The sequence below is a fragment of the Kribbella sp. NPDC043289 genome (genome assembly GCF_056436705.1).
The window spans coordinates 1,213,374-1,228,849 of sequence record NZ_JBWKCB010000001.1 but is presented as its reverse complement, the minus strand read 5'-3'; the positions used below and the strand labels follow the sequence as shown (position 1 = coordinate 1,228,849).

The window sequence follows — 15,476 nt, the reverse complement described above, 5'->3', positions numbered from 1 at the left end:
TGAGACGCTACCAGCATCAGACTTTTGACCGGGATCAGGTGAATCATGTCCCTCTCGTCCCGCCGGGCCAACGCCGCACTGGCGTTCCTCGGCGTCTCGACCTTCACGTTCGTCACCATCGAGGTGCTGCCGATCGGTCTGCTGACCGTGATGGCCGACGACCTCGGGCGCTCGCGCTCGCAGGTCGGTCTCCTCGTCACCGGGTACGCCGCCGTCGTCGTGCTCGCCTCCCTCCCGCTCGCGCGGCTCACGCACCATCTCCCCCGCCGCCTCGTCCTGGGAGGCACGCTCGGCGTCCTGACCGTCGCCACCGCGCTGTCGGCGGCCGCCCCGTCGTACGAGGTGCTGTTCGGTGGCCGGCTGGTCATCGCGCTCTCGCAGGCGCTGTTCTGGTCGATCGCGCCGCCGATCGCGACCAGCCTGTTCCCGCCGGAGCTGCGCGGCCGCGTCGTCGCCCGGCTCGCGATCGGCACCGCGCTGGCGCCGATCCTCGGCATCCCGTTGGGCACCTGGCTCGGCGAGCAGGCCGGCTGGCGGGTGCCGTTCGTGCTCATGGCCGGCCTCGGCGCCGCCGCCTGTGCCGGCATCGTGGCGCTGCTGCCACGCACCGAGGTCCAGGACAGCCCAGCCCGCCGCGGCACCACGCCAGACCTTCGCCGGTACGTCGTTCTGCTGGTCGCGTCAGCGATCGGTGTGACCGGGTTCCTGACCTTCAATACGTACGTCACACCGTTCCTGCTGGACATCACCGGCTTCTCCTCCGCCGCGCTGGGTCCGATGCTGCTCGCCAGTGGCGCGGGCGGATTCGCCGGCACCCTGATCGCCGGCCGGCTGCTCGACCGGTACCCCTGGGGCGCCGTCGCCGTCCCACTCGGCGTCATCACCGTTGGACTGCTCAGCCTGTACGCGCTCGGCACGGTGCCGGTGGCGACGGTCGCTCTGATCGCACTGATCGGGATGTCGTTCAGCGGGTTGGCAGTCGCCGTGCAGAGCCGCACGCTGCAGATCGCGCCGGGCAGCACCGACATCGCCTCGGCCGGGACCAGCTCGGCGTTCAACGTCGGTATCGCCGCTGGAGCGTTCGTCGGTGGCGCACTGATCGACACGACCACCGTCCGGAGCGTCGCACTCGTCGGCGGCTTGCTGACTGCGGTGGCGGCGCTGGTGATGCTGAGCGAACCCTTCCTCGGCCGACGCCGGGCAGTAGTGGAAGAGCGCGAGCTCGACCGTCCCGCGCCGCAGGTCTGCGAAGAGCCGGCTAGGTGAGATCAGCCGTCACTTCAGCAGCTGGCTGAGAAGGCTCTGGTGCGTTCGACCTTGCCAGCCAGAGACCCGTGAACACGGCGGTGACCAAAGTGACCGCCCCGGCAGCGAGGAAGGCGTTGTTGAGGCCGGTCTCGAAGGAGGCGCCGCCGGACTGCCGGGTGCGGACGATGGCTCCGAGTACCGCCACACCGAGCACCGCGCCGATCTGCCGAGTGGTGCTGCTGATCCCCGACGCGAGGCCGCCTTCCTGTGGAGCGACCGCGTGGATGGCGGCCCCCGTCAGTGGAGACATCGTCAGCGCGAAGCCGACGCCGACGACTCCCAGCCGCCACCACACGTTCCCGTAGCCGGTGTCGGCGTGCACGGTACCGAGCGCCAGCAGTCCCAGACCGGCCAGGGCCAGGCCGGCGGTCACCACGATGCGGAAGCCGTACCGGGCAGCGAGCCGGCCCGCGTACGGACTGACGATCACCATCGCGAGGGACCCCGGCAGGGTCTGCAGACCCGCGCGCAGGATCGAGCTGCCCTGGACGTACACGAAGAACTGGGAGAAGAAGAACGACGACCCCATGAGCGCGAACCCCACCACGACCATGGCGGTGTTGGACACGGTGAACAGTTGCTCCCGGAACAACCGCAGCGGCAACATCGGAGCGGTACGCCGTGCTTCGACGGCGACGAATGCGGCGAGCAGGATCACAGCGGCGGCGAAGCTGCCCAGGATCAGCGGCGACGTCCAGCCGCGGGCACCACCCTCGATCAGCCCGTAGGTCATCGCCCCCACCCCCAGAACGGACAGCACCGTGCCCGGGACATCGATCGCGGGGGCGCTCGGATTGCGCGTCTCTTCCAGGCTCCGCAGACCGACCAGGAGAAGGACCACACCGATCGGCAGGTTGACCAGGAAGATGGCGGGCCAGCCGAAGGCCTCCGTCAGTACGCCGCCCGCCACGGGGCCTGCGGCCAGACCGATTCCGCTGAATCCGGCCCACAGCCCGATCGCCTTGATGCGTTCCTGCGGCACCGGGAAGGCAGCGGCGAGCAGGGCCAGCGAGGCAGGGCTCAGCGCGGCGGCTCCGATGCCCTGCAGCACCCGGCCGACGACCAGCCAGCCAAGCGAAGGCGCGAAGCTGCACAGCACCGACGCCAAGGTGAACACGGCCACGCCGGTCAGATACACACGCTTGCGGCCGAACCGGTCGGCGAAGACACCGCCGGACAGCAACAGCATCGCGACCAGCAGGACGTAGGCGTCGACGATCCATTGCAGACCGGTCAGCCCGGTGTGCAACCGGTGCTGCATGTCGGGCAGCGCTGCTCCGACGATCGTGTTGTCGAGCAAGACCATGAATTGACCTAGGCAGGTCACGGTGAGCAGCACGGCCCGGCTGGGTCGACTGCCTACGGCCGCGGGCGATGCCGCCATGGGCGATTCCTCTCAAGGATCAGCACACTAACGCAGTTGTTGGCTGCGTTAGGAGACTCTACGGAGCGTCGACTCACAAACGCAAGTCCTGACTGCGTTAAGGTGAGGGTGTGAACGAGGACCAGCGAGCCCGGCGGCCCGGCGGGCGCAGTGCGCGCGTCGCCGCGCAGGCGCACCAGGCCGTCACCGAACTGATCAGTGAGCGCGGGTACGGCAACTTCACCGTCGGCGAGGTCGCAGCCCGCGCAGGCGTGGCCGACAGCAGCATCTACCGCCGGTGGGGCAGCCTGGAATCCTTGCTCGCGGACGCGGCGCTGGCTCGCCTCAACGCGCAGTCGCCGATGCCCGACACCGGCAGCCTGGCCGGCGACCTGCGCACCTATGCTGCCGCCGTGGCCCGCGAGATCACCGGACCCGACGGTCTGCTGGTGGTGCGCCTCGCCGTCGCCCTGACGAGTACCGGCGAGCAGGGTCTGCGGGCGGGTGACGACCTTCTGGCCGAGCGCACCCGGCAACTGCAGTCCATGCTCGATCGCGCCCACGACCGTGGCGAAGTCGAGCTCGACGCACTCGACGTGCTGGACCACGTCCTGGCCCCGCTGTATATCCGTGTCCTGTTCGGCATCGGGCTCACCCCGGAGTACGTCGACGGGCTGGTCGACCGAATGCTCCGAGCATGACCTCCGAGCGCCGCAAGTTTGTGAAGAGTCGGCCCGACGCGCCAAAGGGCTTCTTCGAGGTCGAGGCGGCCGGCCTGCGCTGGCTCGCCGTACCTGGTGGGGCGCCGATGGCCGAGCCGCTCGACGTCTCCTCTGATCAGCTGACGACGACCAGGCTGGACGCCGCCGAGCCAAAGGGTGCGGCAGCTGAGGAGTTCGGTCGGCGGTTGGCTGTCACGCATGACGCCGGCGCGCGGTACTTCGGCGTACCGCCGGATGGGTGGGACGGTGACGGATACATCGGGACGCTCCCATTGCCGCGCGCCGTCGACCCGGTGAAGTCGTGGGGTGAGTTCTACGCCAACCTGCGCCTCCGCCCGTACCTGCGTGCCGCGCGCGACCAGGGCATCCACCTGGACGGCTTCGGCCGCGTCCTCGCCCGGCTGGAGTCCGGCGCGTACGACGACCCGTCCGACGGACCGTCCCGGATCCACGGCGACCTGTGGTCGGGGAACGTGCTGTGGACTCCCGACGGCGTCCACCTGATCGACCCGGCCGCGCACGGCGGTCACCGGGTCGTACGGCAAGGCGGAGTACGCCGAGATCGTGCGGTACGCCGCGGAGCGGTTCGTGACCGTCGTACCGGAGATCGACACCCCGGGGCACACCAACGCCGCGCTGGCGTCGTACCCGGAGCTCAACGCGGACGGGGTCGCGCCGAAGCTGTACACCGAGACCGAGGTCGGGTTCAGCACGCTGACCGTTGCTCTGGACCGCACGTACGAGTTCCTGGACGACGTGTTCCGCGAGGTCGCCGAGCAGACGCCGGGTGACGTCGTACACCTGGGTGGGGACGAGGCGCACTCGACTCCGCACTCGGACTACCTGACCTTCGTACCGAAGGCGGCCGAGCTCGTGGTGAAGCAGGGCAAGACGGTGATGGGGTGGCACGAGATCGCCGACGGACCGCTGCCGGCCGGGACCGTCGTGCAGTACTGGGGCACGGAGGACGAGAAGGCGCAGGCGCTGGCGGTGAAGGCCGTGGAGCAGGGCGCGACGCTGGTGCTCTCCCCCGCGAACCGCGCGTACCTCGACATGAAGTACCACGCGGAGACGCCGCTCGGGCTCGACTGGGCCGGGCTCGTCAGCGTGGAGCAGGCCTACAGCTGGAACCCGGCGACGCTGATCCCGGGTGTGCCGGCGAGCGCGATCGACGGGGTCGAAGCGCCGCTGTGGACCGAGACGCTGGACGACCTGGAGAAGGTCGACTTCATGGTGTTCCCACGGCTGCCGGGGATCGCGGAGCTTGGGTGGTCGCAGGAGTCCGCGCTGGACTGGGCGACGTACAAGGACCGGCTGGCCGAGCAGGGGCCGCGCTGGGAGGTGCTCGGCGTCAACTTCTACCGAGCTCCTGAGATCGACTGGCGCTAGCGACTGAGGATGCGGTCGAGCAGCCAGGCTGTTGTCGCGTCCACGTCCTGTTCGGCGACTGTGTGTTGCATGGCGTCCGCGTCGTGGGCGTCACGCACCTCGAGCCGGTAGACGTACCGGTCCGGCTGCGGGCGGCCGGTGCCGAGGTCCTTGGCGGTCAGCGCGTGGACCGCCGCCTCCAGCCGATCGGCGTCGGGCTGGTCGCTGGTGTCCAGTTCGCCCTGCTTGGTCAGCCCGGCGAAACCGCCGCTCCGGGTCACGGTCACGATCACGGTGCCCTCCTCCAGTTGCGTTCCGCGCAATTCTCCACAGCCGCGCGACACGCCGAGAACTCTGATCAGAATTTTGCGCCCATCACCCGGCGTACCGGGCTCTGTCCTACGTTGCCATCGTGCCGGACCGGGCGGCCCGCCGCGAACCAGCAGGTCGGCGCCCGTTTTCGGGTTCCGGAGCGGCCTGTGGGAGCCCGATATCAGGCAGGTACGGAGAGTAGCGAGCCGCGACAATCAGCGACACGTGTTTCCGGTCACCCCTACCGTCAAGCCGCAGAACGGCTACAGTTATGGCGTTGCAGTTTTGGACTCCCTGACTTTGCTGTGCTGCATGGCCGGTCTGTCGTCTGGGGCCTTTCGGCGACGCGTGACCCATGAGGTGTGGGTCACGGATTGTTAATAGCCATCGAGGAGATAGACAATGGCTGTCGGTACTGTCAAGTGGTTCAACGCTGACAAGGGCTTCGGCTTCATCACCCCGGATGACGGTGGCGCGGACGTGTTCGCGCACTACTCGGCCATCCAGATGTCGGGCTTCCGCTCGCTGGACGAGAACCAGCGGGTCGAGTTCGAGATCACCCAGGGCCAGAAGGGTCTGCAGGCGGAGAACATCCGCGCGATCGGATCTTAAGGATCGCCCTTCTAGTACCAACGAAGGGGCCGCACACCATCCCTGGTGAGCGGCCCCTTCGCCGTTGTCGCGGCCTAATCTGAGGACGTGGCCGACAGTCCGCGGTACAGCCGGCCGGGCGAGGAACCCGGCGAGCGGCTCGACCGCCAGTTGAACGAACTGCTCCAGGAGCTCCGGCTCGCCCAGGCCGGCACTCAGATCCTGTTCGCCTTCCTGCTCGGCATCGCCTTCCAGAACCGCTTCCAGGAAGCCGACCGCTTCATCCACACCGTGTACGCCGCCACGCTGATCGCCGCCGCGCTCTCGGTCGGCCTGTTCGTGGCGCCGGTGTCCTTCCACCGCATCATCTACCGCCGGCAACTCCGGCACCGGATGCTCCCGATCGCCAGCCGGATGGCGATCGCGGGCCTGATGCTCGCGGTCCTCGCGCTCGCCGGCGGCCTGCTGATCGCCCTCGACGTCGTCCTCCGCCGCAACGTCGCGATCCTGGTCGTCGTCGTCGTCCTGGTCTGGTTCAGCATCATCTGGTTCGGCATCCCCGCCTGGGTCCGCCGCACTAGCGGAGACGAGGAATGACCTCGGTCGCGATCGTCTCCAGGGTGGATTCGGAGCCGGCGTAGATACCTTCGGCGCGGGGCCAGTGGGTGATGACGTCGGTGAAGCCGAGAGCGGCGGCCCGGCCCACCGCGTCCTCGAAGGCGCTGGGGCTGGACAGTGCGTAGAGCGCCGAGTCGAGCGACAGATAACGGTCGAGGTGCCGGCCCTCGAGGAGGTCGTCCAGCCGGTGGCTGAGGTCCGCAACGGAGGCGAACCAGCTGTCCTGGTCGTCGCCCGCCCCACCGGTCGTCATCCAGCCGTCGCCGTTCTGGGCAGCGAAGCGGAGTGACCGCGGTCCGTTACCGGCCAGGATGAACGGGACCCGGGGCTTCTGGACGCACCCGGGCAGCGTGCGGCCGTTGCGCGTCTCGAAGTACTCGCCCTTGAAGTCCACGCCGTCGGTGGTCAACAACGTGTCGAGGAGCTTCACGAACTCCTGGTAGCGGTCCTGCTTCTGTCGTGCGGTCAGGTCCGGGCCGCCCTGGATGGTCGCATCCAGGCTGCCGCCGGCGCCGATCCCGGCCAGGAACCGGCCGTCGGACACGTCGTCGATCGCCAGGATGTCACGGGTCAGCGACAGCGGGTGCCGGAAGTTCGGCGACGTCACGAAGGTGCCGAGCTTGATCGTCGACGTGACCAGCGCGGCGGCGGTCAGCGTCGGCGTCGTCCCGTACCACGGTGAGTCCTGCAGACCGCTCCAGGTCAGGTGGTCGTAGGTCCACGCGTGGTCGAACCCGTACTCCTCGGCCCGCCGCCACCGTGGCGCGGCGTCCGTCCAGCGGTACTCCGGCAGAATCGCGATCCCAAAACGCATGACCGCACCCTATCGAGTGTGGCCGAAACCACGATTGTTGCGTTTTGCCACGATCTCCGACACGGTCGGAAGGCACTTTTCCCCCTTTCACTGAACGGAGGCGCGCCCACAGCGAGGCGTGACATCACCTGTGGCGATCGATATCGACAGCCCGGCAGAGACTCCCGACCACGCATCACACCCCGCAATTGCGACACCACCACCTCCCGGCAGCCGAAGTCACGGTTCCGGACTCGACCGGGTGACCTTCGGCGTCACCGCGGTCATCGCCCTGGCCTTCGTGGCCTGGGGCATCGTCGACGCCACCGGTCTCGGTACGGCGTCCACCTCGGCCCTCGGATGGGTCGAGCAGAACACCGGCTGGCTGTTCGTGCTGCTGGCCTCCGGCTTCGTCGTCTACGTGATCTGGCTGGCCGCCGGCCGGTACGGGCGGATCCCGCTCGGGCGCGACGACGAGAAACCCGAGTTCAAGACCGTGTCCTGGGTGGCGATGATGTTCAGCGCCGGCATGGGCATCGGCCTGATGTTCTTCGGCGTGAGCGAGCCGCTCTCGCACTTCACCAGTCCCCCGCCCGGCACCGTCGAGGGCGGGTCGTCCAAGGCCCTCGAGACCGCGATGGCGACCACGCTGTTCCACTGGACGCTGCACCCGTGGGCGATCTACGCGGTCGTCGGGATCGCGATCGCGTACGGCACGTTCCGGCGTGGCCGGTCGCAGCTGATCAGCGCCGCGTTCGCGCCGTTGCTCGGACGCCGTACCGAAGGTCCGATCGGCAAGGTGATCGACGGGCTCGCGATCTTCGCGACGCTGTTCGGTTCCGCGGCGTCGCTCGGACTCGGAGCGCTGCAGATCGGGTCCGGTGTCCGGATCCTCGGCTGGCTGGACAAGACCGGTAACGGCGTCATGATCGGCGTCATCACCATCCTGACCGCGGCGTTCGTCGCGTCGGCGGTGTCCGGCGTCGCCAAGGGCATCCAGTGGCTCTCGAACATCAACATGGTGCTGGCCGTCGTGTTGGCCGTGTTCGTGTTCGTGGTCGGCCCGACCGTACTGATCCTGAACCTGGTGCCGACCGCGATCGGCGACTACTTCCGCGACCTGGCCGACATGGCGGCCCGGACGGAGGCGAGTGGCGGCGACGCGATGGCCAAGTGGCTGTCCGGCTGGACCGTCTTCTACTGGGCCTGGTGGATCTCGTGGACGCCGTTCGTCGGCATGTTCATCGCGCGGATCAGCCGCGGCCGGACGATCCGCCAGTTCGTCACCGGCGTCCTGCTGGTGCCGTCACTGGTCAGCCTGGTGTGGTTCTGCATCTTCGGCGGTACGGCGATCGACATCCAGCGTGGTGGCGCCGACATCGCCGGTGAGTCGACCACCGAGGGACAGCTGTTCGGCATGCTCGATCACATCCCGCTCACCTCGGTGACCACGATCCTGGTCGTCATGCTGGTCGCGATCTTCTTCGTGTCCGGAGCGGACGCGGCGTCGATCGTGATGGGCACGCTGTCCGAGCGTGGCGCGATCGAGCCGAAGAAGCCGCTGGTCATCTTCTGGGGCGTGCTGACCGGAGCAGTCGCCGCGGTCATGCTGCTCGCCGGCGGAGGCGGTGCGGACGCCTTGCAAGGCCTGCAGAACCTCACGATCGTCGCGGCGTTGCCGTTCGCGGTCGTGATGGTTGGACTAGCGGTCGCGCTTGCCAAGGACCTGCGTACCGATCCCTTGATGCTGCGGAGCGAGATCGGCTCGGAGGCGGTCGAGGCGGCGGTCATCGAAGGCGTCAGCAACCACGGCGAGGACTTCACACTTGTGGTCACCGGCAACGGTGAGACACAGGACGACGGAGCTGAGAAGGAAGTAGCTAAGAAGTAGGCGTCGGGAATGTGGCTAGGGAGCTGGTCCCGATGCTTCCTAGCCACACCTTCCCGTCGCGTTCGCGGACGCCTGTCGGCATGTGGAAGTCCGGGTGCTTGGCCCGCAGGTCGTGCACCAGCGCGCCGGTCTCGTCGTACGCCTGGATCTCGATGATGTCCGCGGCCTTCGGCTTCAAGGCATCCGGCAGCGCCCAGACGAGCTTGCGGAACACCGGCTGCTTCGGCAGCAGGAAATCCAGTACGGCGTTCCGCGGCGAGCCGACCGCGACCCAGATCAACCCGTCCGACCCGCGGGCGATGTTGTCGGGCAGCCCGGGGATCGCGGCGATCTGCACCGGCTCGGCACCCTCGGTCGTCACGTCGAGCTTGTAGAGGCCGTACGTCGCCGTCTCCGCCCAGAACACCGTCCGCTGGTCCGCGCTCAACGCCACGCCGTTCGGGAACCCCCGTCCGGTCGCGAGCCGCGTCACCTCCCCGTCCGGCGTACGGCGGTACACGCTGCCGGTCGTGGTGTGTTCGAGCAGGTCGGCCATCCAGTCGTCGATGCCGAACCGGGTCGAGGAGTCGGTGAAGTAGATCGTGCCGTCCTCGGTGACGTCCGCGTTGTTGCAGAACCGCATCGGGCGGCCGTCGATCTCCGACAGCAGGGTCGCGACCCGGTTGTCCTTGTCGAGCGTGAGCAGACCGCGGTTCGCGTCGCAGATCAGTACCTTGCCGTCCGGCAGCCATTCGAGGCCGAGCGGCCGGCCGCCGGTGTCGGCGAGCGTACTGATCGTCTTTCCGTCCGCGCTGACGCGCAGGATCCGGCCGTCGTACAGGCCGGTCAGGACGCTGCCGTCGCTGTCGATCAGCGTGTCCTCAGGGCCGGCGCCGGGCAACGCGACGACGTCCACGTCGACGTTCACCGGGTACCGGGTCGGCGGCGCGGGCGGCGGGGTCCAGCGGACGGGCGCGATCGACGACTTCATGCCGCCGACCTTAGCGCGCTGCGTCGATCCGCTCACACACGGCACACAACGGACCAGCCCGGGCCGACAAGAGTCGGTCCGGGCTGCGCCGTCGTACTGCTAGAAGATGATCTCGCCGCGGGCGCGGCGGGCGCGCAACTTCTCCAGGGCCTCGTCGAGGATCTCCTGGGCCTCCTGCTCGGAGCGGCGCTCCTTCACATAGGCCAGGTGCGTCTTGTAGGGCTCGATCTTCGGCGGCGGAGGCGGGTTGTTCACATCGGTGCTCGTCGGCAGACCACACCGTGGACAGTCCCACTCCTCCGGGATGGCCGCCTCGACCGCGAACCAGGTCGCGGTCTCGTGCCCGTTCGCACAGAAGAACACGATGCGCTGCCGGGGCGCGGTGTCGCCGCGCTCCGCCTCGCCCATCGGCCCGGCACCGACCCGGCTGCCACGAATCGCACTGCCACCACCAGCCACGGGAACCTACTCCCCCTCAGCCGAGCTTGTACAGCAGGCCGACCGCGACGATCGACGCGAACCAGATCAGTCCGACACCGATCGTGATCCGGTCCAGGTTCCGCTCGGCGACCGAGGAGCCGCCGAGGCTCGACGACACACCGCCGCCGAACAGGTCCGAGAGGCCGCCACCGCGGCCTTTGTGCAGCAGCACCAGCAGCGTCAGGAACAGGCTGCAGACGATCACGACGATCGAGAAAGCGAGAATCACGAGGAGTAGCCTAACTGAAGGTCCAGGTAACGGCAGATGCCGGCGAACTCGTCCACCTGGAGGCTTGCACCTCCGACCAGGCAGCCGTCGACATCCGGTTGGGCCATGATGCCACCTGCGCTGGCCATCTTCACCGATCCGCCGTAAAGAATCCGTACCGAGTCGGCGACCGAGGGTGAAATCGTCTCCTCGAGCCGGCCACGGATGGCGGCGATAACCTCCTGCGCGTCGTCCGGGGTCGCGACCTCGCCGGTGCCGATCGCCCAGACCGGCTCGTAGGCGATCACGAGCTTGCGGACGTCGTCCTGCTTCAGTCCGGCCAGCGCCGCGTCGATCTGCGTGAGGCAGTGGTCGACGTGACCGTCGGCCTTGCGGACCTCCAGGCCCTCACCCACACAGACGATCGGAATCAGCCCGGCCTCGAGGGCCTTCGTGGTCTTGGCGTTGACAACCGCGTCGGTCTCGTTGTGGTACTGCCGGCGCTCGGAGTGACCGGTGAGCACGTAGGTGCAGCCGAGCTTGGTCAGCATCGACGCCGAGATCTCGCCGGTGTACGCGCCGGAGTCGTGCGTGGACACGTCCTGGGCGCCGTACTTGATCTTCATCCGGTCACCGTCGATGAGCGTCTGCACGCTGCGGATGTCGGTGAACGGCGGCAGCACCGCCACCTCGACCCGCTCGAAGTCGTGCTTCTTGTCCTGCAGCGTCCAGCTCAGCTTCTGCAGCAGGTGCACGGCCTCGACATGGTTCAGGTTCATCTTCCAGTTGCCCGCCATCAACGGCGTACGGGCAGCTGCGCTCTCGGCGGCCATGGGTGTCAGTCCTCTTCCAGTACGGCGAGACCCGGGAGCTCCTTGCCCTCCAGGTATTCCAGCGACGCGCCACCACCGGTGGAGATGTGGCCGAACGCGTCGTCGGCGAAGCCTAGCTGCCGTACGGCGGCCGCGGAGTCACCGCCACCGACGACACTCAGCCCGTCCACCTCGGTCAACGCCTGCGCGACCGCCTTCGTTCCGCCGGCGAACGCGGCCATCTCGAAGACGCCCATCGGACCGTTCCAGAACACGGTCTTCGCGGCCGCGATCTCGGCGGCGAACGCCTTGCCGGAGTCCGGGCCGATGTCCAGACCGAGCTGGTCGGCGGGCATCGCGTCGGCGGCCACCACCGTGGCCGGGGAGTCGGCCTTGAACTCGGGCGCGACCACGATGTCGGTCGGCAGCACGATCTCGACACCCTTGGCCTGCGCGGTCTCCAGGTAGCCCTTGACCACGTCGAGCTGGTCGTCCTCGAGCAGGCTCTTGCCGACCTCGTGGCCCTGCGCCTTCAGGAAGGTGAAGACCATGCCGCCACCGATCAGCAGCTTGTCGGCCTTCGCGATCAGGTTGTCGATCACCGCGAGCTTGTCCGACACCTTCGCGCCGCCGAGCACGACGACGTACGGGCGGGCCGGCTCCTCGGTGAGCTTCTTCAGCACCTCGACCTCGGCGAGCACCAGGCCGCCGGCGGCGTGCGGGAGCTTCCGCGCGACGTCGTACACACTGGCCTGCTTGCGGTGCACGACACCGAAGCCGTCGCTGACGAACACATCGGCGAGCGCGGCGAGCTCCTCGGCCAGCGCGGCACGCTGCGCCTCGTCCTTGCTCTCCTCGCGCGGGTCGTAGCGCACGTTCTCCAGCAGGAGAACCTCACCCTCGTCCAGATCCTGTACGGCGGACTGCGCAGCGTCGCCCGTGACGTCGCCGGCGAAGTGCACCGTGATGCCCTCGGGCTGCAGCAGCTCGCCGAGCCGCTTGGCCACCGGGGCCAGCGTGTAGGCCGGGTTCGGCTCGCCCTTCGGACGGCCGAGGTGCGCGGTCACGATCACCTTGGCGCCGGCCTTGGCCAGCGTGATCAGCGTCGGCAGCGAGGCGCGGATGCGGCCGTCGTCGCCGATCACCTCGTCCTTGATCGGCACGTTCAGGTCGGACCGGACCAGCACCCGCAGGCCCGCCAGGTCACCCAGATCGTCGATGGTCTTCACAGGTCAGCTTTCCTCGAGATAGCGATGAGCCTGCGTCCGGTGGACACCAGGTCGGCCGGACGCAGGCTGCGATTCGTGAAGCTAAGGAACAGGATCAGAGCGAGGCGCCGACGTGGTTGACCAGGTCGACGAGGCGGTTCGAGTAGCCCCACTCGTTGTCGTACCAGCCGACGACCTTGACCTGGCTGCCGAGCACCTTGGTCAGGCCCGCGTCGAAGATGCAGGACGCCGGGTCGGTGACGATGTCGGTGGAGACGATCTCGTCCTCGGTGTACTTCAGGAAGCCCTTCAGCGGGCCCTCGGCGGCGGCCTTCACCGCGGCGTTGACCTCCTCGACCGAGGTCTCACGGCCGACGTTCACGGTCAGGTCGGTGGCCGAACCGGTCGGGGTCGGAACGCGCAGCGCGTAGCCGTCGAGCTTGCCCTTCAGCTCCGGCAGCACCAGGCCGATCGCCTTCGCGGCACCGGTGGAGGTCGGCACGATGTTCAGGGCCGCGGCGCGGGCGCGACGCAGGTCCTTGTGCGGGCCGTCCTGCAGGTTCTGGTCCTGGGTGTACGCGTGGATCGTGGTCATCAGACCCTGCTCGATCGTGAACGCGTCGTGGATCGCCTTCGCCATCGGGGCCAGGCAGTTCGTCGTGCAGGACGCGTTCGAGATCACGGTGTGCTTCTCGGCGTCGTACAGGTCGTGGTTCACACCCATCACGATGGTCAGGTCCTCGTTCTTCGCCGGGGCGGAGATGATGACCTTCTTGGCGCCGTTGTCGGCGTGCGTCTTGGCCTTGGTGGCGTCGGTGAAGAAACCGGTCGACTCGATCACCACGTCGGCGCCGACGTCCGACCACTTCAGGTTCGCGGGGTCGCGCTCGGCGAAGGCCTTGAAGCTCTTGCCGGCGACGGTGATGTCGTCATCGGTCGCGGACACCTCGCCCGGGAAGCGGCCCAGGATCGAGTCGTACTTCAGCAGGTGAGCGAGAGTCTGGTTGTCGGTCAAGTCGTTGACGGCGACGACCTCGATGTCGGCACCGGACGCCTGCACGGCGCGGAAGAAGTTACGGCCGATCCGGCCGAAGCCGTTGATACCTACGCGTACGGTCACGGGACTACGTCTCCTCAAACTAGCTGTCGAGCACTGCCGCTACAGCCCGAAGACTAGCCCAAGAGCCCACCCGATCAACTGGTAGCGTCCAGATGAGACCAGGTGCTCTTTTTCGATCCTTCAGACCAGACCACTTGCTGGTACGAAAAACGGCGATTTCCGGAGCATCTCTCCAGAAACCGCCGTTCCACTCCCCCGGAACACCTTGTTCACCTAGCCGCGCCGCCCAGTTCACCGCGCAGGCAGGTGTCAACGCCCGAAAGCCTGCGCCGTTCCTCGGGTCGGTGCGACAACACCCGGCCGGTCCTCCGCCGGCTCGGCCTTGTCGGCCACCGCGTCCGACGCCGGCGGCCGCCCGTCGTTCAGCAGCCGATGCACGAACGCGGCATCACCGGCCGCACCAACGCCCAGCGCACCCTTCACCCAGTCGAGCCGACCGGGAGCTTCCTGGAACCCGTCGTCCGGCCAGTTCGGCGCCGCCTGCTCCGGGTCCGCAACCATCTTGTTCTTGGCCGCTTCCTCGGCCTGCTTCCGACGGAGCTCGGCAAGTTCCGCTTGCTGCCGTGCGGTGTTCAGCAGGTTCTCGGTCTTCACGCGTTCGAGATCGTCGCGGGCCCTGGCCTCGTCGCTCGCGTCGCCCATCGGTCAGGCCGGGTCGAGCATGTCCGGGGTGAGGTTGGCTTCGGTGTTCGGGACGCCGAGGTCCGAGGCGCGCTTGTCGGCCATCGCGAGCAGGCGACGGATCCGGCCCGCTACCGCGTCCTTGGTGAGTGCCGGCTCATGCAACTGGCCGAGCTCCTCGAGGCTCGCCTGTTTGTGCTCCAGCCGCAGCTTGCCCGCGATCTGCAGGTGATCCGGTACGTCGTCGCCGAGAATCTCCAACGCACGCTCGACGCGGGCACCGGCCGCGACCGCGGCGCGCGCGGAGCGACGCAGGTTCGCGTCGTCGAAGTTCGCGAGCCGGTTCGCCGTCGCCCGTACTTCGCGACGCATCCGGCGCTCCTCCCACGCCAGCACCGATTCGTGCGCACCGAGCCGCGTCAGCAGGGCACCGATCGCGTCACCGTCGCGGATCACCACGCGGTCCACGTTCCGTACCTCGCGCGCCTTCGAACCGATCCCGAGCCGCCGAGCCGCGCCAACCAGCGCCAGCGCCGCCTCCGGACCGGGACAGGTCACCTCGAGCGACGACGAACGCCCCGGCTCGGTCAGCGAACCATGCGCGAGGAAAGCACCGCGCCAGGCCGCCACCGCATCGCAGGACGCACCCGAGACGACCGCCGGCGGCAGGCCGCGAACCGGACGGCCGCGGTTGTCCACCAGGCCGGTCTGCCGCGCCAGCGCGTCACCGTCACGAACGACGCGAACGACGTACTTCGTCTGCTTGCGGATCCCGGACGGGGAGATCACCACCACGTCCGACGGGTGTCCGAAGATCTCGGCGATGTCCTTGCGCAGCCGCCGTGCCGCGGCGCCACTGTCCAGCTCGGCCTCGACCACGATCCGGCCCGACACCAAATGCAGCCCGCCGGCGAACCGCAGGATCGACGAGACCTCGGCCTTACGGCAACACGGTTTCGTCACCTGAATACTGGTCAGCTCGGACTTCACCTGTGCTGTCATCGCCATAGAAAGCATCCTCCCACCCATGTCAAAGACCCTCGGACGACCAACGGGCGGCGGCCTTTCCGGTTACGGCGCTCGGATCGGTT

Annotated in this window: 17 protein-coding genes and 1 pseudogene; 7 read left to right on the top strand and 11 right to left on the bottom strand. The window is 68.3% G+C overall.

Annotated elements, in window-relative coordinates; genetic code table 11:
• Positions 1-45: 45 nt before the first annotated feature.
• Entirely contained in the window at positions 46-1,266 is a 1,221-nt protein-coding gene (locus AC0662_RS05780) for an MFS transporter (RefSeq protein ID WP_452202934.1), read from the top strand.
• Here AC0662_RS05780 and AC0662_RS05775 read toward each other — a convergent pair.
• Positions 1,259-2,692, bottom strand: a complete 1,434-nt coding sequence (locus AC0662_RS05775; protein ID WP_478298797.1) for an MFS transporter — start codon at positions 2,690-2,692, stop codon at positions 1,259-1,261. The two genes, AC0662_RS05780 and AC0662_RS05775, sit on opposite strands and share 8 nt — an antisense overlap.
• Before the next feature lie 110 nt (positions 2,693-2,802).
• Here AC0662_RS05775 and AC0662_RS05770 point away from each other — a divergent pair, with 110 nt between their 5' ends.
• The 3 genes and pseudogenes from AC0662_RS05770 (at position 2,803) to AC0662_RS05760 (ending at position 4,782) form a co-directional block, all read left to right on the top strand.
• Positions 2,803-3,372, top strand: a complete 570-nt coding sequence (locus AC0662_RS05770; RefSeq protein ID WP_452202938.1) for a TetR/AcrR family transcriptional regulator — start codon at positions 2,803-2,805, stop codon at positions 3,370-3,372.
• Positions 3,369-3,890, top strand: a pseudogene (locus tag AC0662_RS05765) (fructosamine kinase family protein); the annotation flags it as partial. The gene AC0662_RS05770 and the pseudogene AC0662_RS05765, both read left to right, overlap by 4 nt.
• Positions 3,891-3,957: 67 nt before the next feature.
• Positions 3,958-4,782, top strand: a complete 825-nt coding sequence (locus AC0662_RS05760; protein ID WP_478298795.1) for a family 20 glycosylhydrolase — start codon at positions 3,958-3,960, stop codon at positions 4,780-4,782.
• On the opposite strand, the gene AC0662_RS05755 is transcribed toward AC0662_RS05760, so the two are convergent.
• Positions 4,779-5,054, bottom strand: coding sequence for a protealysin inhibitor emfourin (locus AC0662_RS05755; RefSeq protein WP_452202943.1), 276 nt, complete (start codon positions 5,052-5,054; stop codon positions 4,779-4,781). The two genes, AC0662_RS05760 and AC0662_RS05755, sit on opposite strands and share 4 nt — an antisense overlap.
• Positions 5,055-5,475: 421 nt before the next feature.
• Between AC0662_RS05755 and AC0662_RS05750 the strand changes: the two genes are divergently transcribed.
• Both AC0662_RS05750 and AC0662_RS05745 read left to right on the top strand, forming a co-directional pair.
• Positions 5,476-5,685, top strand: coding sequence for a cold-shock protein (locus AC0662_RS05750; RefSeq protein WP_130385526.1), 210 nt, complete (start codon positions 5,476-5,478; stop codon positions 5,683-5,685).
• 87 nt (positions 5,686-5,772) lie between these two features.
• Positions 5,773-6,261, top strand: a complete 489-nt coding sequence (locus tag AC0662_RS05745) for a DUF6328 family protein (RefSeq protein WP_478298792.1) — start codon at positions 5,773-5,775, stop codon at positions 6,259-6,261.
• Here AC0662_RS05745 and AC0662_RS05740 read toward each other — a convergent pair.
• Positions 6,242-7,096 carry an LLM class flavin-dependent oxidoreductase gene (locus tag AC0662_RS05740; RefSeq protein ID WP_452204802.1) on the bottom strand — a complete coding sequence of 285 codons (855 nt, stop codon included), beginning with the start codon at positions 7,094-7,096 and terminating at the stop codon, positions 6,242-6,244. The genes AC0662_RS05745 and AC0662_RS05740 overlap by 20 nt on opposite strands.
• 241 nt (positions 7,097-7,337) lie before the next feature.
• On the opposite strand from AC0662_RS05740, the gene AC0662_RS05735 reads away from it, so the two are divergent.
• Positions 7,338-8,966: a BCCT family transporter gene (locus AC0662_RS05735; protein ID WP_478298790.1), complete on the top strand. Its 1,629-nt coding sequence runs from the start codon at positions 7,338-7,340 to the stop codon at positions 8,964-8,966.
• Here the strand turns inward: AC0662_RS05735 and AC0662_RS05730 are convergent.
• The 8 genes from AC0662_RS05730 to whiA form a co-directional block, all read right to left on the bottom strand.
• The gene (locus AC0662_RS05730) at positions 8,956-9,936 is read right to left on the bottom strand and encodes an SMP-30/gluconolactonase/LRE family protein (protein WP_452204804.1); all 981 of its coding nucleotides are present in this window, start codon (positions 9,934-9,936) and stop codon (positions 8,956-8,958) included. The two genes, AC0662_RS05735 and AC0662_RS05730, sit on opposite strands and share 11 nt — an antisense overlap.
• A gap of 99 nt (positions 9,937-10,035) precedes the next feature.
• Complete coding sequence (locus AC0662_RS05725) at positions 10,036-10,395, bottom strand: RNA polymerase-binding protein RbpA (protein WP_387779667.1); 360 nt, start codon at positions 10,393-10,395, stop codon at positions 10,036-10,038.
• 16 nt (positions 10,396-10,411) lie between these two features.
• Positions 10,412-10,645, bottom strand: coding sequence for a preprotein translocase subunit SecG (gene secG, locus AC0662_RS05720; RefSeq protein ID WP_130448352.1), 234 nt, complete (start codon positions 10,643-10,645; stop codon positions 10,412-10,414).
• Entirely contained in the window at positions 10,642-11,457 is an 816-nt protein-coding gene (gene tpiA / locus AC0662_RS05715; RefSeq protein WP_452204805.1) for a triose-phosphate isomerase, read from the bottom strand. The genes secG and tpiA overlap by 4 nt, the downstream gene beginning before the upstream one ends.
• A gap of 5 nt (positions 11,458-11,462) precedes the next feature.
• Complete coding sequence (locus tag AC0662_RS05710; protein WP_478298786.1) at positions 11,463-12,665, bottom strand: phosphoglycerate kinase; 1,203 nt, start codon at positions 12,663-12,665, stop codon at positions 11,463-11,465.
• Positions 12,666-12,759: 94 nt separating this feature from the next.
• Positions 12,760-13,764: a type I glyceraldehyde-3-phosphate dehydrogenase gene (gene gap, locus AC0662_RS05705; RefSeq protein ID WP_452204807.1), complete on the bottom strand. Its 1,005-nt coding sequence runs from the start codon at positions 13,762-13,764 to the stop codon at positions 12,760-12,762.
• A gap of 249 nt (positions 13,765-14,013) precedes the next feature.
• Positions 14,014-14,406 (bottom strand): hypothetical protein, encoded by a 393-nt coding sequence (locus tag AC0662_RS05700; RefSeq protein ID WP_452204808.1) that lies wholly within the window; start codon positions 14,404-14,406, stop codon positions 14,014-14,016.
• A 3-nt stretch (positions 14,407-14,409) separates the two neighbouring features.
• Positions 14,410-15,393: a DNA-binding protein WhiA gene (whiA, locus tag AC0662_RS05695; RefSeq protein WP_452204809.1), complete on the bottom strand. Its 984-nt coding sequence runs from the start codon at positions 15,391-15,393 to the stop codon at positions 14,410-14,412.
• Positions 15,394-15,476: the final 83 nt, after the last annotated feature.